We start from the raw sequence: 24,476 nt of genomic DNA on the forward strand, positions 1-24,476 counted from the left end.
TCTTCTGCTCCGCGCCTCCGCGCCTCCGCGCGAACAAAACCTTCTTAAAACTACCGCGCCGCATCCATAGCCTCGCGCATCCGCCGCACCGCCTCGCCAAGCCCGACAAACAACGCCTCGCCCACCAGGAAATGCCCGATGTTCAGCTCGCGCACCTGCCGGATCGCCGCGATCGGCGCGACATTGTCATAGGTGAGTCCGTGCCCGGCATGCACCTCGATGCCGTTCTTCGCCGCCAGCGCCGCCGCATCCTCAAGCCGCCGCAGCTCGACGCTGCGCGCATCGCCCGACAGCTCGGCATAGCGACCCGTGTGCAGCTCGACGACCGGCACCTTCAGCCGCACCGCCGCCTCGATCTGCCGCGCGTCGGGCTCGATGAACAGCGACACGCGGATCCCCGCCCCCGCCAGCGCGTCGACCAGCCGTGCCATCCGGTCATAATGCCCCGCCACGTCGAGCCCGCCCTCGGTGGTCAGCTCCTCGCGCTTTTCGGGCACGATGCACGCCGCATGCGGCCGGTGGCGCAGCGCGATGCCGAGCATCTCGTCGGTCGCCGCCATCTCCAGGTTGAGCGGGATCGCAAGCTCGGTCGACAGCCGCGCGATGTCGTCGTCGGTGATGTGCCGGCGATCCTCACGCAGATGCGCCGTGATCCCGTCCGCCCCCGCCGCCGCCGCGACCAGCGCCGCGCGGACCGGATCGGGATAGCCCGCCCCGCGCGCATTGCGCACCGTCGCGACGTGATCGATGTTGACGCCCAGGCGCAGATGCGCGGTGCCGGGGGGGGGGCTCATGCCGCCGCCCTGCTGCCGGGCTTGATCGCCGGGATCGCCGCGAGTTCGGGGGGCAGCGCATCCGCCGCATAGGTCGGCACGTCGAGCCGGATCAGCGGGAAGAACGGCACGCCCAGATCCGCCGCGCCGTTCGACCGGTCGACCAGCGCCGCCGCCGCGACCGTCTCGCCGCCCGCGCGCCCGATCGCCGCGATCGCCTCCTTCGACGACAAGCCGGTGGTCACCACGTCCTCCATCATCAGCACGCGCTGCCCCGGCGCCAGCCGGAACCCGCGACGCAGCTCGAACACGCCGTCGGGCCGCTCGAGGAACATCGCCTCGACGCCCAGCGCGCGCGCCATCTCATGACCGCAGATCACCCCGCCCATCGCCGGCGACACCACCGCGCTGATCGACGCGCGCAGGTTCTCCGGGATCCGCGCGACCAGCGCCTCCGCCAGCCGCGCGCCACGTCTGGGGTCCATCAGCACGCGCGCGCATTGCAGATAGCGCGAGCTGCGCAGGCCCGAGGACAGGATGAAATGCCCCTCGAGCAGCGCTTCGGCAGCGCGGAATTCGGCGAGCACGTCGTCTTCGGTCATCGCGGGTCATCGCTCCAATGAAATCTGTCGCGCTGTACGATCGCGGCAAAGTCCACGCAATGACAACCGCCACCGCCCCCGCGCCGGACGTCATACGCCCCGAAAAATTTGCCGGCCCGTGCAACAAATTCAACAAAGCCCGCACCGGGGTTGAGGCTCGCCCCGCCGCCGCCTATAGCCGAATGTCAAAATGATAAGCAGACATCCGCGCGTCCGTGATACGGGTTCGCACCAAACCGGGGTCAAGAAAAACGATGCGCATACTGGGGATGAGAGGATTGGCGATCGCAGCGGGGCTCGCACTGGCGAGTCTTGGCGGCGTCGCCGGGCAGGCTGCACCGGCTTCGCAGGCCGCCGCGACCGCGCCTGACACCGGCGCCGCGGGCGCTGCACCACAGGCCGCGGCCGGCCCGGCCGGCGTGTCGAACACCGCACCCACCAGCGCTGCCGCCCCGGCGACCGCGAATCCGTCCAGCCCGGCGCTCGCCGAGGATGGCGGCTATGCGATGGCCCCGACCCCCGGCGTGGGTCAGCCCACCCCCGGCACCGTCGGCCTCCAGCCACAGGTCACCAAGAACGGCGTCTTCGCGCACTGGATGCACAATGCGATCCTGATGCCGACGATCACAGCGGTCTCGCTGCTGGTGCTCGCTTTGCTCTTCTGGGTGGTGTTCCGCTATCGCCGCGCCGCCAATCCGGTGCCGTCGAAGACCAGCCACAACACCGTGATCGAGATCATCTGGACGCTCGCCCCGGTGATCATCCTCGTGCTGATCGCGGTCCCGTCGATCGGCCTGCTCTCCGCCCAGTTCAAGCCGGCGCCCGCGGGCGCGGTGACGATCAAGGCGATCGGCAACCAGTGGTACTGGACCTACCAGTATCCGGATAACGGCGGCTTCGAAGTCACCGCGAACATGCTGAAGGAGGCCAAGGACGTCGGCGCGGGCGAACGCGCGCGCACCGATGCCGACGGCCCGCGCCTGCTCGCGACCGACAACCGCATCGTCCTGCCGGTCGGCGTGCCGATCCGCCTCATCACGACCGCGAACGACGTGATCCACAGTTGGGCGGTCCCCGCCTTCTGGATCAAGCTCGACGCGATCCCCGGCCGCCTGAACGAGACGAGCTTCACGATCGACAAGCCCGGCCTCTATTTCGGCCAGTGCTCCGAGCTATGCGGTGCGCGTCACGCGTTCATGCCGATCGCGGTCCAGGCCGTCTCGCCCGCGCAGTTCGCGGCGTGGGTCCGGGCCAAGGGCGGCTCGATGCCGACCCCGGGCCAGGCGTCCGACAAGGTCATTCCGCAGCCCGGCGCCGACGGCTCCGCGGCCAAGGTCGAGGAGGCGGCGGAAACCGCCAACGCCACCGGCCCGGTCGAAAACGTGACCACCGCAGCGCCCGCGACGACGCAGGGCGCCACCTCCAACCCGGCCGGCGCCGGCAACGCGGGACTGTAAGATGACCGACACCGCTCTCAACCCGTCGGCGTTCGTCGCCCATGATGCGCATGCGCATCATCACGATGCCGATCACAAGCCCGGTTTCTTCGCGCGTTGGTTCATGTCGACCAACCACAAGGACATCGGCACGCTCTACCTGATCTTCGCGATCGTCGCGGGGATCATCGGCGGCTCGGTCTCGGGCCTCATGCGCGCCGAGCTCGCCGAGCCCGGTATCCAGTATCTGCAGGGCTGGGCCGGCATGCTCCATGGCGGCAGCGCCAGCCTCGACGAATCGCTCCACCTCTGGAACGTGCTGATCACCGCGCACGGCCTGATCATGGTGTTCTTCATGGTCATGCCGGCGATGGTCGGTGGTTTCGGCAACTGGTTCGTGCCGATCATGATCGGCGCGCCCGACATGGCGTTCCCGCGCATGAACAACGTGTCGTTCTGGCTGCTGATCCCCGCCTTCACGCTGCTGCTCGCCTCGCCCTTCTTCGGCGGCGCAGGTAACGGCTGGACGCTCTACGCCCCGCTCTCGACCTACGGCGAGCCCGGGCCGTCGACCGACATGGCGATCCTCGCGCTCCATCTCGCAGGTGCGTCGTCGATCCTCGGCGCGATCAACTTCATCACCACCATCTTCAACATGCGTGCGCCGGGCATGACGCTGCACAAGATGCCGCTGTTCGTCTGGTCGATGCTCGTCACCGCGTTTCTGCTGCTGCTCGCGCTCCCGGTCCTCGCGGCCGCGATCACGATGCTGCTGACCGATCGCAACTTCGGCACGACCTTCTTCGATCCGGCCGGCGGCGGCGATCCCGTCCTCTACCAGCATCTGTTCTGGTTCTTCGGCCATCCCGAAGTCTACATCATGATCCTGCCGGGCTTCGGCATCGTCAGCCAGATCATCTCGACGTTCAGCCGCAAGCCCGTCTTCGGCTATCTCGGCATGGCCTATGCCATGGTCGCGATTGGCGTGGTCGGCTTCGTCGTCTGGGCGCACCACATGTTCACCACCGGCCTGTCGGTGAACACCAAGATGTACTTCACCGCCGCGACGATGGTCATCGCGGTCCCCACCGGCATCAAGATCTTCTCGTGGATCGCGACGATGTGGGGCGGCTCGATGAGCTTCAAGACGCCGATGGTCTGGTCGATCGGCTTCATCTTCATGTTCACCGTCGGCGGCGTGACCGGCGTCGTGCTCGCCAATGGCGGCATCGACGACTACATGCAGGACACCTATTACGTGGTGGCGCATTTCCACTACGTGCTCAGCCTCGGCGCGGTGTTCTCGCTGTTCGCGGGCTTCTATTACTGGTTCCCGAAAATGTCGGGCAAGATGTACAACGAGTTCCTCGGCCAGCTCCACTTCTGGGTGTTCTTCATCGGCGTGAACGTCATGTTCTTCCCGATGCACTTCCTCGGCCTCCAGGGCATGCCGCGCCGTTACCCGGACTATCCCGACGCCTACGCGCACTGGAACTATGTCGCGACGGTCGGCTACATGATCATGGCCGCGGGTATGGCGATCTTCTTCGTCAACCTGATCTGGTCGCTGATCGCGGGCAAGAAGGCGGCGGACAATCCCTGGGGCGAAGGCGCCACGACGCTCGAATGGACGATCTCCTCGCCCCCGCCCTATCACCAGTTCGAGACCCTGCCGAAAATCGACTAAGGCGGACAAGGGCCATCAGGCCCCCGCCCGGCCGGCGCGGCAACGCCGCGTCTGACGACACGGGACTTGCTCCCGTGTCGGGGCCAGCCAGAAGACGCCTCGGGGCAACCCGGGGCGTTTTTCATATCCGCCGCCCCTAATCCGTCATCCTGACGAACGTCAGGACCCAGAGCCCAACAGCTCGACGCCAGCCCAAAATCCGTCCCACCCCGGCACGCCCCGAAATCCCCCGCTAGCCAAACCCCGCGCGGGTCCCCAAACACGGCGCATGCCGACGCTCCAGCACCTCGCCGTCTCGATTCTCGGCCTGACCCTCGCCGGCGGCACCGCGATTGCACTCACCGGCGCCCGCCCCGTGACCGCCACCCAGGACCCCGCCGCAGCCCGCACCGCGCCGAAGGCCCGCCCAGCGGCCCCCGCGCCGAAACCGGCCGCCCCGGATCCCGCCGCCTACACCGTCAAGCGCATCCTCCAGATCCCCGGCCCGATGCGTCAGGGCGACCATTACTGGGACGAGACCGGCGCCCCCCAGGGGCCCGTCGTCGTCACCGTCGACCTCGCCGCGCAGACCGTCTCGGTCTTCCGCGCCGGCTATGAGATCGGCACCGCGGTCATCATCTACGGCGCGGACGAGAAGCCGACCCCGCTCGGCGTCTTCCCGATCACGCAGAAGGACGCGGATCACGTCTCCAACCTCTACAATGCGCCGATGCCGTACATGCTGCGGCTGACCAATGACGGCATCTCGATCCATGGCAGCGATGTCGGCGACGGCTATGCCACGCATGGCTGTATCGGCGTGCCCAGGGCGTTCGCGAAGCGGATCTTCGACGCGGTGAAGCTCGGCGACCGGGTGATCGTCACCGATGGCGAGCGACTCGACCTCGGCCAGCCGATCACCGCCGCCTGATCGGCATACCCGGATTTCGATTTTTCCAGCAGAAGCCCAGCAGAACCATGGCTTTCCCCGAACCGCCGGGTCGCGTATAGGCCTGCGCAACCATGACCACTGCGACGCCCCTGCTTCCCCCCGCCGAATGGCGCGACTTTCTGGCGCTGACCAAACCCCGGGTGATGACGCTCGTCGTGTTCACCGGGCTGTGCGGCATGCTTGCCGCGCCCGTCGGCATCCATCCCGTGATCGGCTTCACCGCGATCCTGTGCATCGCGCTCGGCGCGGGTGCGGCGGGGGCGCTCAACCAATGGTATGAATCCGATATCGACGCGGTCATGCGCCGCACGCAGAAGCGCCCGCTTCCCGCTGGCCGGATGGACCGTCAGGCTGCGCTGCATTTCGGCGTCGGGCTCGCCAGCTTCTCGGTCCTACTGATGGGGCTCGCGGTCAACCTCGCCGCGGCCGCGATCCTGACCGTCTCGATCCTGTTCTACGTCCTCGTCTACACCGTCTGGCTCAAGCGCCGCACGCCGCAGAACATCGTCATCGGCGGTGCGGCGGGCGCCTTCCCGCCGCTGATCGGCTGGGCGGCGGCGACCGGCGATGTCGCGCTGCTCCCGCTCTTGCTGTTCGGGCTCGTCTTCCTGTGGACGCCGCCGCATTTCTGGGCCCTCGCGCTGTTCGTGAAGACCGATTACGCCAATGCGGGCGTGCCGATGCTCCCCGTCGTCGCGGGCGAGCGCGTTACCCGGACCCAGATCGGGCTCTACACCATCCCGATGGCGCTCGCCGCGGTGCTCCCCTGGCCGCTCGGTCTGGTCGGGACGTTCTACGGCGTCGTCGCGACCGTCCTGACCGGGATCTTCGCCTGGCTCGTGGTCGTCGTCGCGACGCGCACGACCGGTGTCGACGACACGATGAAGCCCGAGCGGCGCTTGTTCAAATATTCGATCCTGTATCTCTTTGCGATGTTCGGCGCGCTCGTCGTCGATAGGTGGCTGGCATGAACGACGACAAGACCCGCGAAGACCTGATCCGCCGCCGCCAGATGGGCCGGGCCAAGGTGATGGCGCTGCTGCTCGGCGCGTTCGTCATCCTCGTCTTCGCCATCTCGATCGCCAAGATCCAGGCGGGGATGCCGCACTGATGCGGGTCGAGCGCACCACGCGAACCGCCCTGCTCGCGGTGCTCGGCATCTGCTTCATGACCGGGCTCGCCTTTGCCAGCGTGCCGCTCTACCGCCTGTTCTGCCAGGTCACCGGCCTCAACGGCACGACGCAGCGCGGGCTCGTCGCCCCGGGCGGGACCGATCGCCAGATCCGCGTCGATTTCGATGCCAATGTAAACCCGAAGCTGCCGTGGAAGTTCGCGCCCGAAAACCCGTCGGACACGATCGCGGTCGGCGCGCGCGACATGGCGTTCTTCACCGCGACCAACACCTCGGACCGGCCGATCACCGGCACCGCGACGTTCAACGTAACGCCCGCGCAGGCCGGCAAATATTTCACCAAGATCCAGTGCTTCTGCTTCACCGAGCAGACGCTCAAGCCCGGCGAGACCGCGCGGATGCCGGTGATCTTCTTCGTCGATCCGAAGATCCTGAAGGATCCCGACGCGGCAGATATCCAGACGATCACGCTCAGCTACACGTTTTACCCGGTGGATTCCGCGAAAAACGCAAGCTAGGACAGTCGTAAAGAACATAGGGGAGTACCATGGCCGGCGCCAAGAACCACGATTATCACATCCTGCCGCCCAGCGTCTGGCCGCTGGTCGGGTCGATGTCCGCACTCGTGATGGCGGTTGGCGGCGTCATGTGGATGCATGGCGGCCATGTCGACAAGCCCAATGGCGGCGGCTGGATCTTCTTCATCGGCCTCGCCGGGCTGCTTTTCACCTTCTACAGCTGGTGGGCCCAGGTCATCGCCGAGGCACGCGCGGGTGATCACACCCCCGTCGTCCAGCTCCATTTCCGCTATGGCATGATCCTGTTCATCGCCTCCGAAGTCATGTTCTTCGTCGGCTGGTTCTGGGCGTTCTTCGACTTCTCGCTTTTCCCGACCGCGATGAGCATCGTCGACGGCCAGGTCGAACGCGCCGCCGAAGGTGCGGCCGCGGTCGCCGCGCAGTGGCCGCCCAAGGGCCTCACCGTCATCAACCCGTTCGAGCTTCCGCTGCTCAACACGCTGATCCTGCTGACGTCGGGCACCACCGTCACCTGGGCGCACCATGCGCTGATCCACAACCAGCGCGGTGGCGAGAAGACCGGGCTGTGGGGCATGATCGGCGTCGGCAACCGCGACGGCGTGCTCAAGGGCCTGTGGCTGACCGTCATCCTCGGCGCGCTGTTCAGCGCGATCCAGGCCTATGAGTACATGCACGCGCCGTTCCCGTTCAAGGGGATCAACTATGGCGCCGCGTTCTTCATGGCGACCGGGTTCCACGGCTTCCACGTCCTCATCGGCACGATCTTCCTGATCGTCTGCCTCGTCCGCGCCTATAAGGGCGACTTCACCCCGCGCCAGCATTTCGGCTTCGAAGCCGCCGCCTGGTACTGGCACTTCGTCGACGTCGTCTGGCTGTTCCTGTTCGTCACCGTCTATGTCTGGGGCGGCTGGGGCGCCCCCGTCCACGGCGGTTGAGCACCGCCCGCTCCATCCCTGCCCTCCACCCCGGCGAAGGCCGGGGCCCAGTTGGCAAGGCCGCAGTAACGAAGTGCTGCCCTCAGTCAGCAACGCCCCCCAACTGGGCCCCGGCCTCCGCCGGGGTGGTAACGATCGGCGAACCGCCCGCCCTCCCCAATCTGTTCTCCCGCGAAGGCGGGAGCCCAGTCTGGATCCCCGCCTTTGCGGGGAAACACGGACGGACCCGCTGACCGCATGACCCCCGACCCCGACCCCCTAGCCTCAGCCCCCCCGATCGCCCAGGTCGCGCTCAAGGGCCTGTGCCCGCGCTGCGGCAAGCCCACCCTCTTCGCCAGATGGGCCGAATTCGCCGACCGTTGCACGAACTGCGGCCTCGATTTCAGCAAGTTCAACGTCGGTGACGGCCCCGCCGCGTTCCTGACGCTGATCCTCGGCGCGATCGTCGTCGCGCTCGCGATCACGCTCGAGCTGACGCTGCACCCGCCGCTCTGGGTGCACATGCTGGTCTGGATCCCGTTCACCGCCGCGGGCGTCATCCTGTCGCTCCGCGCCGCCAAGGGTGCGCTCATGTCCGCCGAATATCGCAACGCCGCGCGTGAGGGTCGCAGCCAGCCGTGACGACCACCCGACGTTTCCCCGTTCTCCCGACGCTGCTCGTCGCGCTCGCGGTCGCGGCGATGATCGCGCTCGGTCTGTGGCAGCTGCTCGACCGCCTCCCCAAAAAGGAGGCGTTCCTCGCGCAGCTCGCCGCCAATCCCGCGCGCCCGCCCATGGCGTTCCCGAGCCTCCCCGACGAGACACTGCTCTTCCGCCGCGCGACGGGCGTCTGCCTCGAGCCGACCGCGATCCGCCTCGCCGGCGCGGGCAAGGCGGGCTTTCGCGTCATCGCCGACTGCCGGACGGGCGCCGAGGGCCCCGGCATGATCGTCCAGCTCGGCACCACGCGCGATCCGAAGCTCGAGTCCCAATGGCCGGGCGGCGCGGTCTCGGGCTATATCACCCACGCCCCCGACGGCCGCTCGCTGATCGGTTCGCTGTTCGACCCGACCCCGGCGCGATTGATGCTCGTCGCCGACACGCCGCCCGCCGGCCTCGCCCCCAACGGCAAGCCCGACATCGCCTCGGTCCCGAACAACCATCTCGCTTATGCCGGCCAGTGGTTCTTCTTCGCCGCCATCGCCGCGATCATTTATGTCCTGGCACTGGGCAGGCGCGGCAAGGTTGTGTCGAAAGCTGCGTCCCGCTAACCGGCTTGGCCATGCGTTACATCAGCACCCGCGGCTCGGCCCCCGTCCTCGATTTCGAAGCGGCGACGCTCGCCGGTCTCGCATCCGATGGCGGCCTCTATCTTCCCGAGACATGGCCGACGATGACCCGCGACGAGATCGCCGCGCTCGCCGGCCTCTCCTATGTCGACACCGCGGTCGCCGTCATGGCGCCGTTCGTCGGCGACGCGATGACCCGCGACGAGCTGAAGGCGCTCTGCGATCAGGCCTATGGCCGCTTCTCGCACGCCGCCGTCGTCCCGCTGGTCCAGCTCGACCATGACCAGTGGCTGCTCGAACTCTTCCACGGCCCGACGCTCGCCTTCAAGGACGTCGCGCTCCAGCTGCTCGGCCTCTTCTTCGAACGCTTCCTCGCCGGCACCACCAAGCGCCTGACGATCGTCGGCGCGACCAGCGGCGACACCGGCTCGGCCGCGATCGACGCGGTGGCGGGGCGCGAGGGCATCGACATCTTCATGCTCCACCCCGCGGGCCGCATCTCGGACGTGCAGCGCCGCCAGATGACGACGGTGCTCAGCCCCAATGTCTACAACATCGCCATCGAAGGCAGCTTCGACGACGCGCAGGCGCTCGTGAAGGCGATGTTCAACGACCCCGGCTTCTCCGACCGGTTCGCGCTGTCCGCGGTGAACTCGATCAACTGGGCCCGGCTGATGGCGCAGGTCGTGTACTTCTTCTACGCCGCGGTCCGCCTCGGCGCGCCCGATCGCGAGGTCGCCTTCTCCGTGCCCACGGGCAATTTCGGCGACGTCTTCGCGGGCTATGTCGCCGCCCGCATGGGCCTTCCCGTTGCGCGGCTGATCGTCGCGACCAACGTCAACGACATCCTCCACCGCGCGCTCAGCAGCGGCGACTATTCGAAGACCGGCGTCGAACAGACCCCGACCCCGTCGATGGACATCCAGGTCAGCTCGAACTTCGAACGCCTGTTGTTCGACCTCGGGAGCCGCGACGGCACGGCGCTCGCCGCGCAGATGGCAGGCTTCGAATCCTCGGGCGCGATGCGGCTGACCAACGCGCAGTCGCAAGGGGCGGCGGCCTTGTTCCAGAGCGACCGCGTCGATCTCGACGACATGACGCTCGCGATGCGCTGGGCGCACGAGCATGCCGGGCAGGTGATCGACCCGCACACCGCGATCGGCCTCGCCGCCGCGCTGCGTACCGAGGTGCCGCCCGGCACGCCCGTCGTCACGCTCGCTACCGCGCATCCCGCCAAGTTCCGCGACGCGGTCGAGCGCGCGACCGGCGTCCGGCCGTCGCTCCCCGCGCGTGTCGGCGACCTGTTCCAGCGCGAGGAGCGTTACGTCACGCTCCCTGCGACCTTCGACGCGATCACCGCGTATATCGCCGACCGCGCAAAGCCGTCGGCATGAAGACGCTCGACACCCTCATCGGCGAACCCTGGGCGGATTACGGCCTGATCGATTCGGGGCACGGCAAGAAGCTCGAACGCTATGGCCGCTTCCGCTTCATCCGCCCCGAACCGCAGGCGATGTGGGCCCCCGCCTCGACCGACTGGAAAGCGCAGGGCGAGTTCGTCCCCGGCTCGGACGAGGATGGCGGCGGCCGCTGGGAATTCTCGGAACCCGTGCCCCGCGAAGGCTGGACGCTCAAATGGAACGAGGTGTCCTACACCGCGCAGACCACCCCCTTCCGCCATCTCGGCTTCTTCCCCGACATGGCGCCGGTGTGGAGCTGGATGCGTGAGCGCGTCGCCGGGCTCGACAGTCCGGAATGCATGAACCTGTTCGGCTATACCGGCGTCGGCACGCTCGCCATGGCGACCAAGGGCGTCCGCATGGTCCATGTCGATGCGTCGAAGAAATCGGTCGAGGCGGCCAAGGCCAATGCGCGGCTGTCGGGCATGGCCGATGCGCCGATCCGCTGGATGACCGACGACGCCGCCAAGTTCGTCGCGCGCGAAGTGCGCCGCGGCCGTCGCTATGACGGCATCCTGCTCGATCCCCCCAAATATGGCCGCGGTCCCGAGGGCGAGGTCTGGCGGCTCGAGGAGGATCTCCCCCGCCTCATCGCCGATTGCCGCAAGCTGCTCGACGAGAATTCGCGCTTCCTGTTTCTCACCGTCTACGCAGTCCGCATGTCCGCGCTCGCGATCGGCGAACTGCTCAACCAGGTCTTCGCCGACCTGCCGGGCACGGTCGAGGCCGGCGAACTCGGCGTCCGCGAGGAAACCCGCGGCCTCACCCTCCCCACCGCCATCTGGGCCCGCTGGTCCCGCGACTGAAGCGGGACCACCCCCAAACCGTTCGTGCTGAGCGAAGTCGAAGCACCTGCGACAGCCCCCGCCTACTCCATCCCCGCCCGCATCGCCGCCCCCGCCACGAACGGCGCCCCCGCCACCAGCACCAGGCTCACCGCGCCGAGCAGCTTGAACGCCCCCGCCCCGCCGACCGGGTCGAGCGCGCCCGCGCCAAAGATCAGCAACGGCACCGCGAGCGGCAGCATCACCAGCCCCGCCACCGCGCTCCCGCCGCGCAACCCCGCGACCAGCGCGCCCGTCGCGACCGCGAGCGCCGCGAGCCCCGGCGTCCCGATCGCCAGCCCGATCTCGACCCGCAGCAACGTCGCCCCCGACAGGTCGAGCAACCCCGCCGCGATCACCGCCGCCAGCATCAGCGGCGGCGCGAACGCCACCCAGTGCGCAACGACCTTGCAGGCCGCGACCAGCGCCAGCGACACCCCGCGCACGCGCAACTGGTCGAGCACCCCGCTCTCCAGGTCGGGCCCCACCAGCCGCTCGACCGGCAGCAAAGCCGCGAGCAGCGCCGCCGCCCAGATCACCCCGCCCCCGACCCGCGCGAGCACCGCCGCATCGGGCCCGATCGCGAACGGAAACAGCACCGCGACCAGCAGGAAGAACGCGACGACCAGCGCCGCCCCGCCCCCCGCATAGCCGCGCCGCACGTCGCGCAAGGTCAGCGCCAGCATCACGCCGCCTCCTCACCCGACAGGACGATCGTCTGCGCCCCCGGAATCGCGAGCGGCAGATGCGTCGCGGCCAGCACGATCCCGCCCCCATCCCGGTGCCGCGCGATCAGCGCCTCGAGCCGCCCGACCGACGCTGAATCGAGCCCGTTGCCCGGCTCGTCGAGCAGCCAGATCGGCGCGCCCGACGCGACCACGCGCGCCATCGCCACCCGCCGCCGCTGCCCGGTCGACAGCATCCGCACCGGCACCCCCGCCAGCGCCGCGAGCCCGACAGCGTCGAGCGCCTGCGCGACCGTCACCCCGTCCGCCCCGTCGAGCGCCGCCCAGAACGCCAGCCCCTCGCGCACCGTGCGCTCCGCATCCAGCGCCGCCGCCTCGGCGAGCAGCGCGATGCGCTCGGTCGCGGTCACCTCGCCCTCGGCGGGCGGCAGCAACCCCGCGGCAATCCGGATCAGACTCGATTTGCCGACGCCGTTCGGCCCCGCGACGACCGCCGCCTCACCCGCCGCCAGCGCGAACGACACGTCGTCGAACAGCCGCCGTCCGCCGCGGTCGCAGGCGACACGGCGAAACGCCAGGCTCACGCCGCGGCGTCTTCCAGCGCATGCATGTCGTCGTCGCTCAGCCCGAAATGATGCCCGATCTCGTGGATCGTGACATGCGCGACCAGATCGTCGAGCCGCACCCCCGTCTCGATCCATTCCTCGAGGATCGCACGCCTGTACAGCGTGATGCGGTCGGGCATCGCGCCACTATCCATCGACGATTTCTCGCCCAGCGGCCGCCCCTGATACACCCCCGACAGGTCGAGCGGATGCTCGATGCCGAGCTCTGCCAGCGTCTCCTCGTCCGCGAATTCCTCGATAGCGAAGACGACGTCGCCCAGATGCACGCGGAATTCGGCGGGCAGCCGCGCGATCGTCGCGCGCCCGATCGCCTCGATCGCAGCCGCATCGGGCGCGAGCCCCTGCGTATCACCATGGATTGTCGCTTGCCCGCTCATGGCTCCAGCCATACGCGTTGGCGATCCATAGCTGCAAGGGTACGCGAATGATCGAGGCACTGAACGAGACCGAGCGGGCCGAGGCGCTCGATGGGCTCGACGAGTGGGATTATGACGATGGTCGCGACGCGATCACGCGGACGATCGTGTTCGCCGATTTCGTCGAGGCATTCGGCTTCATGACCCAGGTCGCACTGATCGCCGAGCGCGCCAACCATCATCCCGAATGGAAGAATGTCTGGAACCGCGTCGAGATCCTGCTGACCACCCATGACGCCGGCGGCCTCTCCCCCCGCGACATCGAAATGGCCGAAGCCATCGACGCCATCGTCGGCGACTCCTGACGATCCTCCCGTCATCCTGACGCCCCTCCCGTCATCCTGACGAAAGTCAGGACCCAGAGCCACAAACGGCAACGCCCGTGACTCTGGGTCCCGGATCAAACCCGGGATGACGGAAGCCCCCCTACCGCTTCACGCTCCGCCGCATCCGCTTGCGCAGCGACCCCGGCATCCAGCGCGCGGCGAACGCCATACGGTGCGCGGTCTTGCCGACATAGGTGTGAACCGCGTTGCCGTGCACCGCCGCCCAGGCCGCGTCGGCGACCGCCTCGACCCCGGTCAGCTCGAGCCCCGCGCCCGTCACCGTCTCGCGGATCGACCGGTTCGATCCCCCCGCGGTCGTGTTCAGCAGCGGCGTGTCGATGAAGCTCGGCACGATCGCGCGCACCTTGATCCCGTCGCCCGCCCATTCGCCGTCGAGCGCCTCGGTGATCGCGCGCACCCCGAACTTGGTCGCCGAATAGGGCGCCAGCCCCGACGAGCCATAGATCGCCGACGCCGATGCGGTGTTGAGCAGGCACGATCCCGGCGTCCGCTTCAGATAGCCATGACCGATCTTCGCGCCGTTCAGCACGCCGACCAGATTGACCCCGACCACCCGGTCGATCTCGGCGAAGTCGGTCGTCGCGAGCGGTCCGCCAGACCCGATCCCGGCATTGTTGAACAGCACGTCGAGCCGCCCGCCCGTCACGGCCGTGAACGCATCGAGCGACGCCACCCACGCGTCGCGGTCGCGTACGTCCATGACATAGGTCGACGCCCCCTCGGGCAGCAGCGCCGCGGTCTCGGCCAGCCCCGCGGCGCTGACGTCCGCCAGCCCGATCCGCCAGCCCTTGCGCGCGAACAGCAAAGCGGTCGCGCGGCCGATCCCCGATCCGCCGCCGGTGATGAATATGCTCTGCTGGCTCATGGCCGATCCTCTCCGTTTGATTTTGCGGTATGTTTCCCGCATCCTGCGCCCAGATGCCAGATCAATCTCCAGCGCTCGCTTTCGAACGCGTCACCAAGGCTTACGGCGCTACGATCGCGGTCGATGCGGTCTCGCTCGAGATCGCGGGCGGCAGCTTCGTCGCGCTCGTCGGCACGTCTGGATCGGGCAAGTCGACCCTCCTCAAGACGATCAACCGCCTCGTCGAGCCCAGCGATGGCCGCGTCCTGCTCGACGGCACCGACGTCACGCACGGTCCCGCGCCCGCACTGCGTCGCCGGGTCGGCTATGTCTTCCAGAATATCGGTCTGTTCCCGCACATGACGATCGCCGAGAATATCGCGATCGGGCTGCGCATCGCCGGCCGCGGCGACGAGGCCGATGTCGGTGCGCTGCTCGATCTCGTCGACCTGCCGCGCGGCATCGCCGGGCGCCTGCCCGACGCGCTGTCGGGCGGCCAGCGCCAGCGCGTCGGCATCGCCCGGGCGCTCGCACCCGGGGCAAAGCTCCTGCTCCTCGACGAGGCGTTCGGCGCGCTCGATCCCGTCACCCGCGACGCGCTCGGCACGCGCATCCGCGAGCTGCACGACCGGCTGGGCCTCACCACCATCCTCGTCACGCACGACATGGCGGAGGCGTTGCTGCTCGCCGACCGCGTGCTCGTCATGAAGGCCGGGCGGATCGTCGCCGATGCGACCCCTGCCGCGCTCGTCGCGGGTGAGGGCGGCGACGACGCGCAGGCTCTGGTCCAGGTCCCCCGCGCGCAGGCCGACCGCCTCCGGGCGCTCGTCGCATGAGTGCGTTCCTCGACGCGCTGACCCGCGTGCCACCGCTGCTCGCCAGCCACGTGCTGCTCTCCGCGGCGGCGCTGCTGCTCGGCATCGCGATCAGCCTGCCGCTCGCCATCTGGTCCGCGCGCAACGCCGCGGTCGCGCGCGTCGCATTGGGTTTCGCCAGCCTCGTCCAGACGGTCCCCAGCCTCGCGCTGCTCGCACTCTTCTATCCGCTGCTGCTCAGCCTGTCCGCGCTCGTCGGCGGCGGGATCCCGGCCTTGGGCTTCCTCCCCTCGCTGATCGCGCTCACGCTCTATGCGCTGCTGCCGATCCTGCGCAACGCGGTCGCGGGGCTGCAGGGGCTCGATCCCGCGGTGTCGCAGGCCGCCGACGCGGTCGGCATGACCCCCGCGCAGAAGCTCCGCCTCGTCGAGGCCCCGCTCGCCGCGCCCGTCGTCGTCGCCGGCATCCGCACCGCCGCAGTCTGGACGATCGGCGCGGCGACGCTGTCGACCACGGTCGGCCAGCCGAGTCTGGGCGACCTGATCTTCGCCGGGCTCCAGACGCAGAACTGGGCGCTGGTCCTCGCCGGCTGCGTCAGCGCGGCGGCGCTCGCGCTTATCGTCGACGCGCTGATCGGCGGGATCGAACAGGGCATCCGCGCACGCCGTCGCTGGCTCTGGATCGCGAGCGCCGCGATGCTGGTCACAGGGACCGCGCTCGCCACCGCGCCGCTCTGGCCCCGCGGCGGCGGCGGCGACCGGACGGTCGTCGTCGGCGCGAAGAATTTCTCCGAGCAATATATCCTCGCGCGGCTGATCGGCGACCGGCTGACGCGCGCCGGCTACACCGTCACCTATCGCGACGGGCTCGGCTCGGCTCTCGTCTTCGGTGCGCTCTCAGGCGGCGATATCGACGTCTATGTCGATTATGCCGGCACGATCTGGGCCAACGAGATGAAGCGCAGCGACGTGCCCGAGCGCACGAAGATGGTCGCCGATATCGGCGCTTGGGCAAAGAGCACGCACGGCGTCGGCCTGGTCGGCACGCTCGGGTTCGAGAACGCCTATGCCTTTGCGATGAAGGCGGACGTGGCGCGCCGCCAGCGTATCGCGAGCCTCGACGATCTGGTGAAGGCCGCGCCCGGCCTGACGCTCGGCAGCGACCTCGAATTCCTCGAACGCCCCGAATGGGCGGCGGTGAAACGCGCCTATCCGCTCCGCTTCGCGCGCACCACGCCGTACAGCCCGACCTTCATGTACCGCGCGTTGCAGAGCGGGAAGGCGGACGTCATCTCGGCCTTTTCCTCGGACGGCCGGATCGCCGCAGACAAGCTGACCGTGCTCACCGACCCGCGCCACGCGATCCCCGGCTATGACGCGATCCTGATGGTCGCCCCCGCGCGCGCGAACGACGCCCGCTTCACCGCAGCGCTCCGCCCGCTCGTCGGCCGCGTCCCGGTCGAGGCGATGCGCACCGCCAACTACCAGGTCGACCGCGACACCGACAAACAGACCCCCGAAGCCGCCGCCCGCTGGCTCGCCAGCAAGATCGGCCTTCCGTCATCCTGACGAAAGTCAGGATCCAGAGCCAAGCAGAACAGCGCTCCGTTACCCTGGATCCTGACTTCCGTCAGGATGACGCGAGCCTCAGAAAAACAGCTTCCGCACGCTCAGCCGCACCGTCCGCCCCAGCGGATCCAGATAATCCGGCTGATAGGTATTCGGCACCGCCCCGCTCGCATCCGTCACCCGCTGACGCGTGTTGAACACATTGTCGACCGACAGCGTGACGCGCATCCCGCGCAGCCACGGCCGCGCCTTCACCCATTCGAGCCGCTGCCCCAGATCCGCGAACAGCCGCACGTTTGCGGTCGCCAGCCCGCCGAAATTGAGCGTCTCGGGCGCCGCCGCGGTCCCGCCATCGACCCGGGTGCCCGCCGCGTAATTCGCCGACAGCCGCGCGCCGAGGCCATTGTTGCTATAGCCCGCCTGCGCCTCGAGGCTGTGCCGCGCCGACCCGCCATTATTGCCGATCGCATCGCCGTCGAGCAGGTTCAGGCTCGGCCCGCCCTCCGCGACCAGCACGCGGTCGGTAAAGCGCCAGGTGTGATACAGCGCGAACTGGACACGCCCGCCGCCCTGCCCGCGCCCGCCACGCCCGAAGCCGCCGCCCCCGCCGCCCGGACCACCGCCGCCACGTCCCTCACCAGGCCCGGCACCCTCGCCGCGCCCGCCTGCCCCTTCACCCCGCGGCCGCCCACCGCCCGGCGGCTGCATCCCGGCAAACGGATTGGGCCCCGTCCCCGCGCGAAACGCCTCGAGCTCGCGCTGGATCTTCGACTTCAGCGGCGCGGAGAAATTGATCCCCCAGCGCAGTTCGGAGCGTTCGCTGCGCGCGAAATTGATCGGCCGCCGGTCGACCTGCAACAGTGCGCCCGTCGCATCGCGGACGAACCGGTCGGGAAACGCCGCCTCGATCGCCGCGGTCGCGGCCGGGAAGGCGGCGATCGGATTGTCGGTCCGGCTGTCGACATAATTGGCGGTCAGCGTCACCTCGCGCCCCGCCCAGGGCTTCACCGTCAGCCCCAGCTTGGTCACGCGGTTATTGTCCGCGCTCAGCCCGGGATTGCCGCCGCTGATCGTGGTGACGGTCGCGGTCGTGCCCTGGACATAATCGAACACGCGGACATTGGGCGTCGTGATCGACGGATTGCCCAGCTGCTGCGCGGTCGGCGCCTGATCGGTGTCGGTCACCGACGCGATCAGCCGCACCGCCGGGATCGGCGCCCAGTTCGCGCCATAGCCGAGCGTGGTCAGCGTGCCGAAATCCGACAAATGATCCTGCGCCAGGTTGAAGTTCGCCGACAGCGTGCCAAGGAACGGCAGCACGTCCTTCGACCGGCTCGCGATCGGCAGGTCGACATTGACCTGGCCGTTGACCGTGTCGCGCGCCACCTGCCCGCGCTGCGCGAACCCGCCGCGATCCGACCGGCTGTCGAAATCGGCGGTCTCCGCCCCCAGCTTGAGCGTCGTCGACACGTCGCCCGCGGGCAGCGCGAACAGCCGGCCATTGGCGACCGCGTCGATCCCGCCGATGCTCTGCGTCGCATAGGCGCGATTGCCCGCCGCCGCGCCGATATCCGCCGCGGTCAGCGCGCCCAGCGGCACCGCGGTCGGATCGCCCGCCGCCAGCCGCGCATTGAACGCGCCCGCATCGACGCCCGTATCGGTGAAGGTCTGCGTATCGCTGCGATCGTAATTGCCCGTCACCGTCCAGCGCCACGTGCCGGCATCGCCGTTCAGCGTCGTGCCCAGATGCGCCGCGATCGACGACGCGCGCTGCGCCAGCGGCAGGAAGCCCGGATCGTCGAGCGCACGGTTGATCACGCTGCCGTCCGCCAGCGTCAGCGCCGCGACGGGCAGGCCGTTCAGGCTGCGGCTGTCGGTCGATTCGAGCCGTCCGTTGATCGTCGCGCCGACATTGCCGAAGATGTTGCGCGCATAGACGCTGTTCGCGGTGAAGGTGCTCGTCTGGCCCTGCAGCGTGCGGAACGGCGTCGGATCGACGACCGTGCCGCCCGCTCCCACCGCCCCGCTGCCGTTGCCCCCCGCAATCGGCACGATGTCCCGCTCCGCCTCGGTCAGCGCCGAACTCGTCGTATATTCGGCATGCAGGTTGACCCGCCGGTCGCGCGCGATCGTCAGCAGATCGAGCTTGGCCTGCGGCGTGTTCGTCCCCCCCTCGGTCGGCATCCGGTCGATCGCCTCCGCGGTCACCGCGCGAAAGCGGCGGCGCAGCACGAAGTTCACGACCTTCTGGTCCGCGCGATAGCCATATTTCAGCGCGACCTCCTCGGGCAGGATCTCGACGCGCTGGATCGCCTCGGTCGGGATGTCGCGGATTTCCGAAAAGCTCGAGATGCGCCGCCCGTTGAGCAGTACCACCGGCGCGCCCCCGCTGCCGCGCCCGCTCGTCGTCTGCGGGCTGAGTTCGGCGAGCAGGTCGGACACCGAACTGACGCCGTAGGAACGGATGTCCGCCTGGCCGAGCGTCTGGTCGGGCGGAATGTCGCCGACCACCGATCCGGGCAGCTTGCGCGATCCGGTGACGACGATCTCCTCGCCCTCGACGCTATCCTCCGGCTCGGCTGCGGCACCGTCCGTCTGCGCGCCCTCTGTCGCCGGTACCGGCGCAGGCGCCTGTTGCGCCGCCGCCATCGCCGGCAGGCTCACCGCCAGCATCAAACCCAGTGTACGCATAACCCTGACATCCCATCGACCTGACCCCGGCACCTAGGGGCCAATTGTCGCAGGATTATGCCGCTTCACCGCGCCGCGTCGGTCGGTCCGGCCATGATTCCGGCGGCCCCGACGGCGGGCGGCGTCCCGATCAGCTCCATCCGCGTCGTCGTCGCGCCTAGGTCGATCCCCGCCTCGCGGAACTGGCGCAACAGCGTGAACAGCAGCGCGCTGCGCACCGGATAGGCATCGCGCGGGCTCGCGACATAGGCAAAGCAGTTGAGCTTCGCGCGGCCGCCATCAACCGAATCGATGAACACCTTCACCTCGGGATCGTCGAGCACCTCGCTCTGGTCGGCAAAGGCGGTGAACAGCATCGTCCGCACCGCGTCGAGATCGCTCTCGATCGGCACCGAGAATTGCAGCTGGATCCGCCCGATCGGCGCGGCCAGCGTCATGTTCTGGATCGTCTTGGTGATCAGCTCCGAATTGGGGACGATCAGCGTCGATCGGTCGGCGACCTGGATCTCGGTCGACCGCACGTTGATCCGTTTCACATCGCCCTCCTGATTGCCGATCCGCACCCAGTCGCCGATCTTGACCGGCCGCTCGGCGAGCAGGATCAGCCCCGACACGAAATTCTGCGTGATCGCCTGCAGGCCGAAGCCGATGCCCACCGACAGCGCACCGAGCACCACCGCCAGCTTCTCCATGCCGATCCCGAGCGCGGCGAGCGCCCACAGCACCGCGGCGATGATCCCCGCATAGCGCGCGACCATCGTCACCGAATTTTGCGCGCCCGCATCCATCGCGGTCGTCGGCAGATAGCTGTTGACCAGCCAGTGCTGCAGCCCGCGCATGATCGCCAGCGCGACGAACAGCACCGCGATCGAGCGCAGCACCGCGCCCGGCGATATCGTGATCTCGCCGACCGTGATCCCGCCCGCAAGCGTCCCGAACAGCTCGAACACCGACGTCACGCCCGCCCCGAACGGCGCCATCACCGCGCCGAACGCCAGCATGATCAGCATCAGCCGCAGCACCGCCGACAGCAGCACGCCGATCTGGTCGACCGTCCGGTTGCCGACGCCGAACCCGCTGTTCGCGCTGCGGCCGATCCGGTTGCTGCTCGAGAGCGCGGCGCGGCAGGCGTCGTCGGTGAAGGTCATCATCAGGTACAAAGTCGCGCCGACGATCGCCCCCCACACCATCCACTGCGCGGTCTTCAGCGCGAAATTGACGTATCCGGTCAGCGTCGCGACGAACGCGACCAGCACCGCCAGCCACACGACCAGCGCGACGATCGCGAGCAGGCTGTTGCGGGCGGGCTTCTCGGGATCGGGCTGTGCCGCCGCCCTCAGCCGCCCGAGCGCGACCAGCACGCCGGCGATCAGCGCCAGGTGGAGCAGCGCGATCAGCGCGTTCGCCGCGGTCGACGCGGCCGCACTCGCGCCGACCAGCGCGTTGGCCGTGATCAGCAGCTGGCCGAAGAACACCAACCCCGCCGCCGCCCAGGTGAAGGGGCGCAGCGTCTGCGCTGCGCTGTCGCCGATCGGCAACAGCCGCCAGCTCGGCTGCGCGCGCAACAGCAACGCGCCGCCCAACGCCGACAGGAAGGCGGCAAAGAACGACAATCCGACAAAACGCGTCGCGATCTGGTCGAACGCGGGCGACAGCAAGGCGGACCAGCGCAGCGACTGGACGAACGCCAGCGCGGCGAATCCGGGCAACATCGTGCCGATCACCACCAGCCACAGCGCATAGGCGGACCGCCGGATCCGCCCCCCCGGCGCATGATCGGTCGCATAGCCGCGCCCCAGCCGGTGGAGCGCACCGCGCACCGGCACGAGCAGCACCAGTGCGGCGAGCAGCCCGGTCAGCGCGATCATCGCCGCCTGCATGTCGAACCGCTGGACGAACTGGCGCACGCCGGTCGCCGCGAACCGGTTCAGCCGCGCGGTGTCGCGCGGCAGGTGATCGACGATTGCGGTCCACAAAGTCGGCGACAATGGCGACGCGCTGCGCTCGGACAATTGCTGGCCCAGCTCCTCCGCCTCGGCCGCACCGATATCGTCGATCTGCTGCTTGGCCTCGACCCCGATCAGCCGCGCGCGCTTGATCGCCGAATCGATCGCCGACTGGCTCTGCGCGAGCAATCGGCGCTGCTGGCGGATCTCGGGCGCCTCGACCACCCCCGGCGTCGCCGCGCCCAGCTCGGTCACCCTCGCCTGGACCAGCGCCATTTCGGGCGTCAGCACCCGTACCGCCTCCGCTGCGGTCGCCTGCACCGCCTCCGCCCGCGTCCGCAACGCCTGCCGCGCCGCATCGTCACGCGCCTCGACCGCCGCATCGTCGACCGCCTGCAACTCCGCCGACGCCCGCGTCAGCCCCGCCGCCACCGACGCCACCTTCGCCTCGTCCTGCGCGACGGCAGGCAGAGCGGACACGAGCAGCAGCAACGCGGCGAAATAGCGGGGAACGATCATCCGCCCGGCTCTACAGCGTCACAGCCAAAAACGGGAGAGCCCGCCGCGATGGCCCGCCCCCCCTACACACCACCCCGGCGAAGGCCGGGGCCCAGGTGGGAAGGCTGAAGTAATGACGCGCAGCATCAGCCCAGCCACGTCTCCCAACTGGACCCCGGCCTCCGCCGGGGTGGCGCACGGAGCGATAGCCCCACCCCACCCCACCCCAAACCACCCCGGCGAAGGCCGGGGCCCAGGTGGGAAGGCTCGAGTAACGACGCGCAGCATCAGCCCAGCCACGTCCCCCAACTGGACCCCGGCCTCCGCCGGGGTGGTGGAGCCCATGTTCTCCCGCGAAGGCGGGAGCCCAGTCTGGGTCCCCGCCTGCGCGGGGACACAAGGGCTCAAACCTATTCCAGCTCCAAAATCACCTGATCCACCGCCAGGCTGTCCCCCGCCGCCGCCGACACCGACTTCACCACGCCGGTCTTCTCCGCGCGCAGGATATTCTCCATCTTCATCGCCTCGACCACCGCGAGCGCCTGCCCCGCCTCGACCCGGTCCCCCGCCGCCACGTCGAGCCGCACCAGCAGCCCCGGCATCGGGCAGATCAGGAATTTCGACAGATCGGGCGCGACCTTCTCGATCAGGTGCGCGGCATAGGGCGCGACCCGCGCGGGCAGCACGCGCGCGACATGGCTCGCGCCGCGCGTCGTCAGCCTGAACCCGGCACGCGCCTTCGCGATCCGGATCGTCAGATGCTCGTCGCCCTCGACCATCACCATCCGGTCCCCCGGCGTATATTCGAGCGACAAATCGAGCTCGACGCCATCGACCGAAATCCCGTCGGTCGACACGCGCACGTCGTGATCGGTCCCGCCGATCGTCACCACCCAGTCCGCAGGCGGGCGCAACCGCCGCCCGAGCTGCCCGTCGATCCGCCGCGCGCGATCGGCCTCCGCGGTCGCGGCAAAGGCGGCAACCGCGGCCAGCGTCGTCAGCAACGCCACATCCGCGGGCGCGCCGTGGAACCCGTCGGGATATTCCTCGGCGATGAACCCGGTCGTCAGCGCACCCGACTGGAAGCGCGGATGCTGCATGATCGCCGACAGGAAATCGATGTTGTTCCCCGGCCCCTCGAGCTCGAACGCGTCGAGCGCCGCGATCTGCGCCGCGACCGCCCCCTCGCGCGTCGGCGCCCAGGTGATCAGCTTGGCGATCATCGGGTCATAGAACATGCTGACCTCGCCCCCCTCGCGCACGCCGTCGTCGACACGAACGCGGGGTTCGGCGGAGTCTACACCGTTCGTGCTGAGCGAAGTCGAAGCACCCTCGCTCGGGGCGAACGGGAGGGGCGGATTATACCGCACCAGCCGCCCGATACTCGGCAGGAACCCGCGATACGGATCCTCCGCATAGACCCGGTTCTCGATCGCCCAGCCGTTCAGCTTCACGTCGTCCTGCGCGAACCCCAGCGGCTCGCCCGCCGCGACGCGGATCATCAGCTCGACCAGATCGAGCCCGGTAATCTCCTCGGTCACCGGATGCTCGACCTGGAGCCGCGTGTTCATCTCGAGGAAGTAGAACCCCTCGCCGCTCGTATCCGCGCCCGACACGATCAGCTCGACCGTCCCGGCCGAATAATAGCCGACCGCCCGCGCCAGCGCGACCGCCTGCTCGCCCATGGCTTTCCGCATCTTGGGCGTCACGAACGGCGACGGCGCCTCCTCGACGACCTTCTGGTGCCGCCGCTGGATCGAGCATTCGCGCTCGTTGAGATAGACGATGTTGCCATGCTGGTCGCCGATCAGCTGGATCTCGATATGCCGCGGGCTTTCGATGAACTTCTCGATGAATACGCGGTCGTCGCCGAACGATGCCAGCCCCTCGCGCTTGGTCGCCTCGAAGCCTTCGCGGACGTCCTGCTCGCTATAGGCCAGCCGCATGCCCTTGCCGCCGCCGCCCGCCGACGCCTTCATCATCACCGGATAGCCGATGTCGCCCGCGATCCGCACCGCCTCGTCGGTGTCCGCGATCTCGCCGAGATAGCCCGGCACGACGTTGACGCCCGCCGCCTTGGCGAGCTTCTTCGATTCGATCTTGTCGCCCATCGCCGCGATCGCAGCCGGCGGCGGGCCGACGAACGCGATCCCCGCCTCGGCACACGCCCGCGCAAAGCTCTCGCGCTCGGACAGGAAGCCGTAACCCGGATGGATACAGTCCGCGCCCGTCTCCTTGGCCGCCAGCAGGATCAGTTCGGCCTTGAGATAGCTCTCCGCCGCAGGCGCTGGCCCCAGCCGCACGCTCTCGTCCGCCATCAGCACGTGCGGGCTGCGCACGTCGGCGTCGGAATAGACCGCGACGGTCTTGATCCCCATCGCCTTGGCGGTGCGCATCACGCGGCATGCGATCTCGCCGCGATTGGCGACCAGGATTTTCTTGAACATCTCTC

Annotated in this window: 23 protein-coding genes; 14 read left to right on the forward strand and 9 right to left on the reverse strand. The window is 68.9% G+C overall.

Going from position 1 to position 24,476, the window contains the following annotated elements; genetic code table 11:
- Positions 1–50 precede the first annotated feature (50 nt).
- Together C8J24_RS04660 and pyrE are read right to left on the reverse strand one after the other, a co-directional pair.
- Complete coding sequence (locus C8J24_RS04660; RefSeq protein ID WP_107930652.1) at positions 51–794, reverse strand: pyridoxine 5'-phosphate synthase; 744 nt, start codon at positions 792–794, stop codon at positions 51–53.
- Complete coding sequence (gene pyrE / locus C8J24_RS04665; RefSeq protein WP_107045502.1) at positions 791–1,375, reverse strand: orotate phosphoribosyltransferase; 585 nt, start codon at positions 1,373–1,375, stop codon at positions 791–793. Before pyrE ends, C8J24_RS04660 begins: the two co-directional genes overlap by 4 nt.
- 269 nt (positions 1,376–1,644) lie before the next feature.
- Between pyrE and coxB the strand changes: the two genes are divergently transcribed.
- From coxB to C8J24_RS04715, 11 genes are all read left to right on the forward strand, one after another.
- Positions 1,645–2,832 (forward strand): cytochrome c oxidase subunit II, encoded by a 1,188-nt coding sequence (coxB, locus tag C8J24_RS04670; protein ID WP_416365769.1) that lies wholly within the window; start codon positions 1,645–1,647, stop codon positions 2,830–2,832.
- Between the two features lies 1 nt (position 2,833).
- Positions 2,834–4,498, forward strand: a complete 1,665-nt coding sequence (gene ctaD / locus C8J24_RS04675) for a cytochrome c oxidase subunit I (protein ID WP_031393246.1) — start codon at positions 2,834–2,836, stop codon at positions 4,496–4,498.
- 268 nt (positions 4,499–4,766) lie between these two features.
- Entirely contained in the window at positions 4,767–5,408 is a 642-nt protein-coding gene (locus tag C8J24_RS04680; protein WP_107930653.1) for a L,D-transpeptidase family protein, read from the forward strand.
- A 92-nt stretch (positions 5,409–5,500) separates the two neighbouring features.
- Positions 5,501–6,400, forward strand: a complete 900-nt coding sequence (locus tag C8J24_RS04685; RefSeq protein ID WP_107930656.1) for a heme o synthase — start codon at positions 5,501–5,503, stop codon at positions 6,398–6,400.
- Positions 6,397–6,540 (forward strand): hypothetical protein, encoded by a 144-nt coding sequence (locus tag C8J24_RS17515; protein ID WP_166746380.1) that lies wholly within the window; start codon positions 6,397–6,399, stop codon positions 6,538–6,540. The genes C8J24_RS04685 and C8J24_RS17515 overlap by 4 nt, the downstream gene beginning before the upstream one ends.
- The gene (locus tag C8J24_RS04690; RefSeq protein ID WP_031441785.1) at positions 6,540–7,079 is read left to right on the forward strand and encodes a cytochrome c oxidase assembly protein; all 540 of its coding nucleotides are present in this window, start codon (positions 6,540–6,542) and stop codon (positions 7,077–7,079) included. The genes C8J24_RS17515 and C8J24_RS04690 overlap by 1 nt, the downstream gene beginning before the upstream one ends.
- Positions 7,080–7,108: 29 nt before the next feature.
- Positions 7,109–8,035: a cytochrome c oxidase subunit 3 gene (locus tag C8J24_RS04695; RefSeq protein ID WP_031441784.1), complete on the forward strand. Its 927-nt coding sequence runs from the start codon at positions 7,109–7,111 to the stop codon at positions 8,033–8,035.
- 237 nt (positions 8,036–8,272) lie between these two features.
- Positions 8,273–8,656, forward strand: a complete 384-nt coding sequence (locus C8J24_RS04700; protein WP_107930658.1) for a DUF983 domain-containing protein — start codon at positions 8,273–8,275, stop codon at positions 8,654–8,656.
- Positions 8,653–9,285 (forward strand): SURF1 family cytochrome oxidase biogenesis protein, encoded by a 633-nt coding sequence (locus C8J24_RS04705; protein ID WP_277352401.1) that lies wholly within the window; start codon positions 8,653–8,655, stop codon positions 9,283–9,285. Before C8J24_RS04700 ends, C8J24_RS04705 begins: the two co-directional genes overlap by 4 nt.
- A gap of 11 nt (positions 9,286–9,296) precedes the next feature.
- Positions 9,297–10,697, forward strand: a complete 1,401-nt coding sequence (gene thrC, locus C8J24_RS04710) for a threonine synthase (protein WP_107930660.1) — start codon at positions 9,297–9,299, stop codon at positions 10,695–10,697.
- Positions 10,694–11,569 (forward strand): class I SAM-dependent methyltransferase, encoded by an 876-nt coding sequence (locus tag C8J24_RS04715; protein WP_107930662.1) that lies wholly within the window; start codon positions 10,694–10,696, stop codon positions 11,567–11,569. Before thrC ends, C8J24_RS04715 begins: the two co-directional genes overlap by 4 nt.
- A 62-nt stretch (positions 11,570–11,631) precedes the next feature.
- Here C8J24_RS04715 and C8J24_RS04720 read toward each other — a convergent pair whose 3' ends face one another.
- The 3 genes from C8J24_RS04720 to C8J24_RS04730 are packed head-to-tail and all read right to left on the reverse strand — an operon-like array spanning position 11,632 to position 13,276.
- On the reverse strand, positions 11,632–12,273 hold the full coding sequence (locus C8J24_RS04720) for a heme exporter protein CcmB (protein ID WP_107930664.1): 642 nt from the start codon (positions 12,271–12,273) through the stop codon (positions 11,632–11,634).
- Positions 12,273–12,857, reverse strand: a complete 585-nt coding sequence (gene ccmA, locus C8J24_RS04725) for a heme ABC exporter ATP-binding protein CcmA (protein ID WP_167396661.1) — start codon at positions 12,855–12,857, stop codon at positions 12,273–12,275. The genes C8J24_RS04720 and ccmA overlap by 1 nt, the downstream gene beginning before the upstream one ends.
- A complete protein-coding gene (locus C8J24_RS04730; protein ID WP_234387565.1) occupies positions 12,854–13,276 on the reverse strand; it encodes a metallopeptidase family protein in 423 nt (140 codons plus the stop codon). The genes ccmA and C8J24_RS04730 overlap by 4 nt, the downstream gene beginning before the upstream one ends.
- A 47-nt stretch (positions 13,277–13,323) precedes the next feature.
- On the opposite strand from C8J24_RS04730, the gene C8J24_RS04735 reads away from it, so the two are divergent.
- Complete coding sequence (locus tag C8J24_RS04735; RefSeq protein WP_031394518.1) at positions 13,324–13,620, forward strand: 4a-hydroxytetrahydrobiopterin dehydratase; 297 nt, start codon at positions 13,324–13,326, stop codon at positions 13,618–13,620.
- A gap of 121 nt (positions 13,621–13,741) precedes the next feature.
- Here C8J24_RS04735 and C8J24_RS04740 read toward each other — a convergent pair whose 3' ends face one another.
- Positions 13,742–14,527, reverse strand: coding sequence for an SDR family oxidoreductase (locus C8J24_RS04740; protein ID WP_031440926.1), 786 nt, complete (start codon positions 14,525–14,527; stop codon positions 13,742–13,744).
- A 53-nt stretch (positions 14,528–14,580) separates the two neighbouring features.
- Here C8J24_RS04740 and C8J24_RS04745 point away from each other — a divergent pair, with 53 nt between their 5' ends.
- Both C8J24_RS04745 and C8J24_RS04750 read left to right on the forward strand, forming a co-directional pair.
- Entirely contained in the window at positions 14,581–15,342 is a 762-nt protein-coding gene (locus C8J24_RS04745) for an ABC transporter ATP-binding protein (protein ID WP_107931456.1), read from the forward strand.
- Positions 15,339–16,889: an ABC transporter permease/substrate-binding protein gene (locus C8J24_RS04750; RefSeq protein WP_107930670.1), complete on the forward strand. Its 1,551-nt coding sequence runs from the start codon at positions 15,339–15,341 to the stop codon at positions 16,887–16,889. The genes C8J24_RS04745 and C8J24_RS04750 overlap by 4 nt, the downstream gene beginning before the upstream one ends.
- 78 nt (positions 16,890–16,967) lie before the next feature.
- On the opposite strand, the gene C8J24_RS04755 is transcribed toward C8J24_RS04750, so the two are convergent.
- From C8J24_RS04755 to C8J24_RS04765, 3 genes are all read right to left on the reverse strand, one after another.
- The gene (locus tag C8J24_RS04755) at positions 16,968–19,580 is read right to left on the reverse strand and encodes a TonB-dependent receptor plug domain-containing protein (RefSeq protein ID WP_107930672.1); all 2,613 of its coding nucleotides are present in this window, start codon (positions 19,578–19,580) and stop codon (positions 16,968–16,970) included.
- Between the two features lie 65 nt (positions 19,581–19,645).
- The gene (locus C8J24_RS04760; RefSeq protein WP_107930674.1) at positions 19,646–22,045 is read right to left on the reverse strand and encodes a DUF3772 domain-containing protein; all 2,400 of its coding nucleotides are present in this window, start codon (positions 22,043–22,045) and stop codon (positions 19,646–19,648) included.
- Positions 22,046–22,434: 389 nt separating this feature from the next.
- Entirely contained in the window at positions 22,435–24,471 is a 2,037-nt protein-coding gene (locus C8J24_RS04765) for an acetyl-CoA carboxylase biotin carboxylase subunit (RefSeq protein ID WP_107930676.1), read from the reverse strand.
- Positions 24,472–24,476: the final 5 nt, after the last annotated feature.

Origin of the sequence: Sphingomonas aerolata (genome assembly GCF_003046295.1) — a bacterium.
Classification (GTDB): Bacteria; Pseudomonadota; Alphaproteobacteria; order Sphingomonadales; family Sphingomonadaceae; genus Sphingomonas; species Sphingomonas aerolata.

What these genes read in the sequence shown, in the direction of transcription:
- C8J24_RS04660 (WP_107930652.1), bottom strand. Translation starts at nt 794, where the DNA reads ATGAGCCCCCCCCCCGGCACCGCGCATCTGCGCCTGGGCGTCAACATC.
- pyrE (WP_107045502.1), bottom strand. Translation starts at nt 1,375, where the DNA reads ATGACCGAAGACGACGTGCTCGCCGAATTCCGCGCTGCCGAAGCGCTG.
- coxB (WP_416365769.1), top strand. Translation starts at nt 1,645, where the DNA reads ATGAGAGGATTGGCGATCGCAGCGGGGCTCGCACTGGCGAGTCTTGGC.
- ctaD (WP_031393246.1), top strand. Translation starts at nt 2,834, where the DNA reads ATGACCGACACCGCTCTCAACCCGTCGGCGTTCGTCGCCCATGATGCG.
- C8J24_RS04680 (WP_107930653.1), top strand. Translation starts at nt 4,767, where the DNA reads ATGCCGACGCTCCAGCACCTCGCCGTCTCGATTCTCGGCCTGACCCTC.
- C8J24_RS04685 (WP_107930656.1), top strand. Translation starts at nt 5,501, where the DNA reads ATGACCACTGCGACGCCCCTGCTTCCCCCCGCCGAATGGCGCGACTTT.
- C8J24_RS17515 (WP_166746380.1), top strand. Translation starts at nt 6,397, where the DNA reads ATGAACGACGACAAGACCCGCGAAGACCTGATCCGCCGCCGCCAGATG.
- C8J24_RS04690 (WP_031441785.1), top strand. Translation starts at nt 6,540, where the DNA reads ATGCGGGTCGAGCGCACCACGCGAACCGCCCTGCTCGCGGTGCTCGGC.
- C8J24_RS04695 (WP_031441784.1), top strand. Translation starts at nt 7,109, where the DNA reads ATGGCCGGCGCCAAGAACCACGATTATCACATCCTGCCGCCCAGCGTC.
- C8J24_RS04700 (WP_107930658.1), top strand. Translation starts at nt 8,273, where the DNA reads ATGACCCCCGACCCCGACCCCCTAGCCTCAGCCCCCCCGATCGCCCAG.
- thrC (WP_107930660.1), top strand. Translation starts at nt 9,297, where the DNA reads ATGCGTTACATCAGCACCCGCGGCTCGGCCCCCGTCCTCGATTTCGAA.
- C8J24_RS04715 (WP_107930662.1), top strand. Translation starts at nt 10,694, where the DNA reads ATGAAGACGCTCGACACCCTCATCGGCGAACCCTGGGCGGATTACGGC.
- C8J24_RS04720 (WP_107930664.1), bottom strand. Translation starts at nt 12,273, where the DNA reads ATGCTGGCGCTGACCTTGCGCGACGTGCGGCGCGGCTATGCGGGGGGC.
- C8J24_RS04730 (WP_234387565.1), bottom strand. Translation starts at nt 13,276, where the DNA reads ATGAGCGGGCAAGCGACAATCCATGGTGATACGCAGGGGCTCGCGCCC.
- C8J24_RS04735 (WP_031394518.1), top strand. Translation starts at nt 13,324, where the DNA reads ATGATCGAGGCACTGAACGAGACCGAGCGGGCCGAGGCGCTCGATGGG.
- C8J24_RS04740 (WP_031440926.1), bottom strand. Translation starts at nt 14,527, where the DNA reads ATGAGCCAGCAGAGCATATTCATCACCGGCGGCGGATCGGGGATCGGC.
- C8J24_RS04745 (WP_107931456.1), top strand. Translation starts at nt 14,581, where the DNA reads ATGCCAGATCAATCTCCAGCGCTCGCTTTCGAACGCGTCACCAAGGCT.
- C8J24_RS04750 (WP_107930670.1), top strand. Translation starts at nt 15,339, where the DNA reads ATGAGTGCGTTCCTCGACGCGCTGACCCGCGTGCCACCGCTGCTCGCC.
- C8J24_RS04755 (WP_107930672.1), bottom strand. Translation starts at nt 19,580, where the DNA reads ATGCGTACACTGGGTTTGATGCTGGCGGTGAGCCTGCCGGCGATGGCG.
- C8J24_RS04760 (WP_107930674.1), bottom strand. Translation starts at nt 22,045, where the DNA reads ATGATCGTTCCCCGCTATTTCGCCGCGTTGCTGCTGCTCGTGTCCGCT.
- C8J24_RS04765 (WP_107930676.1), bottom strand. Translation starts at nt 24,471, where the DNA reads ATGTTCAAGAAAATCCTGGTCGCCAATCGCGGCGAGATCGCATGCCGC.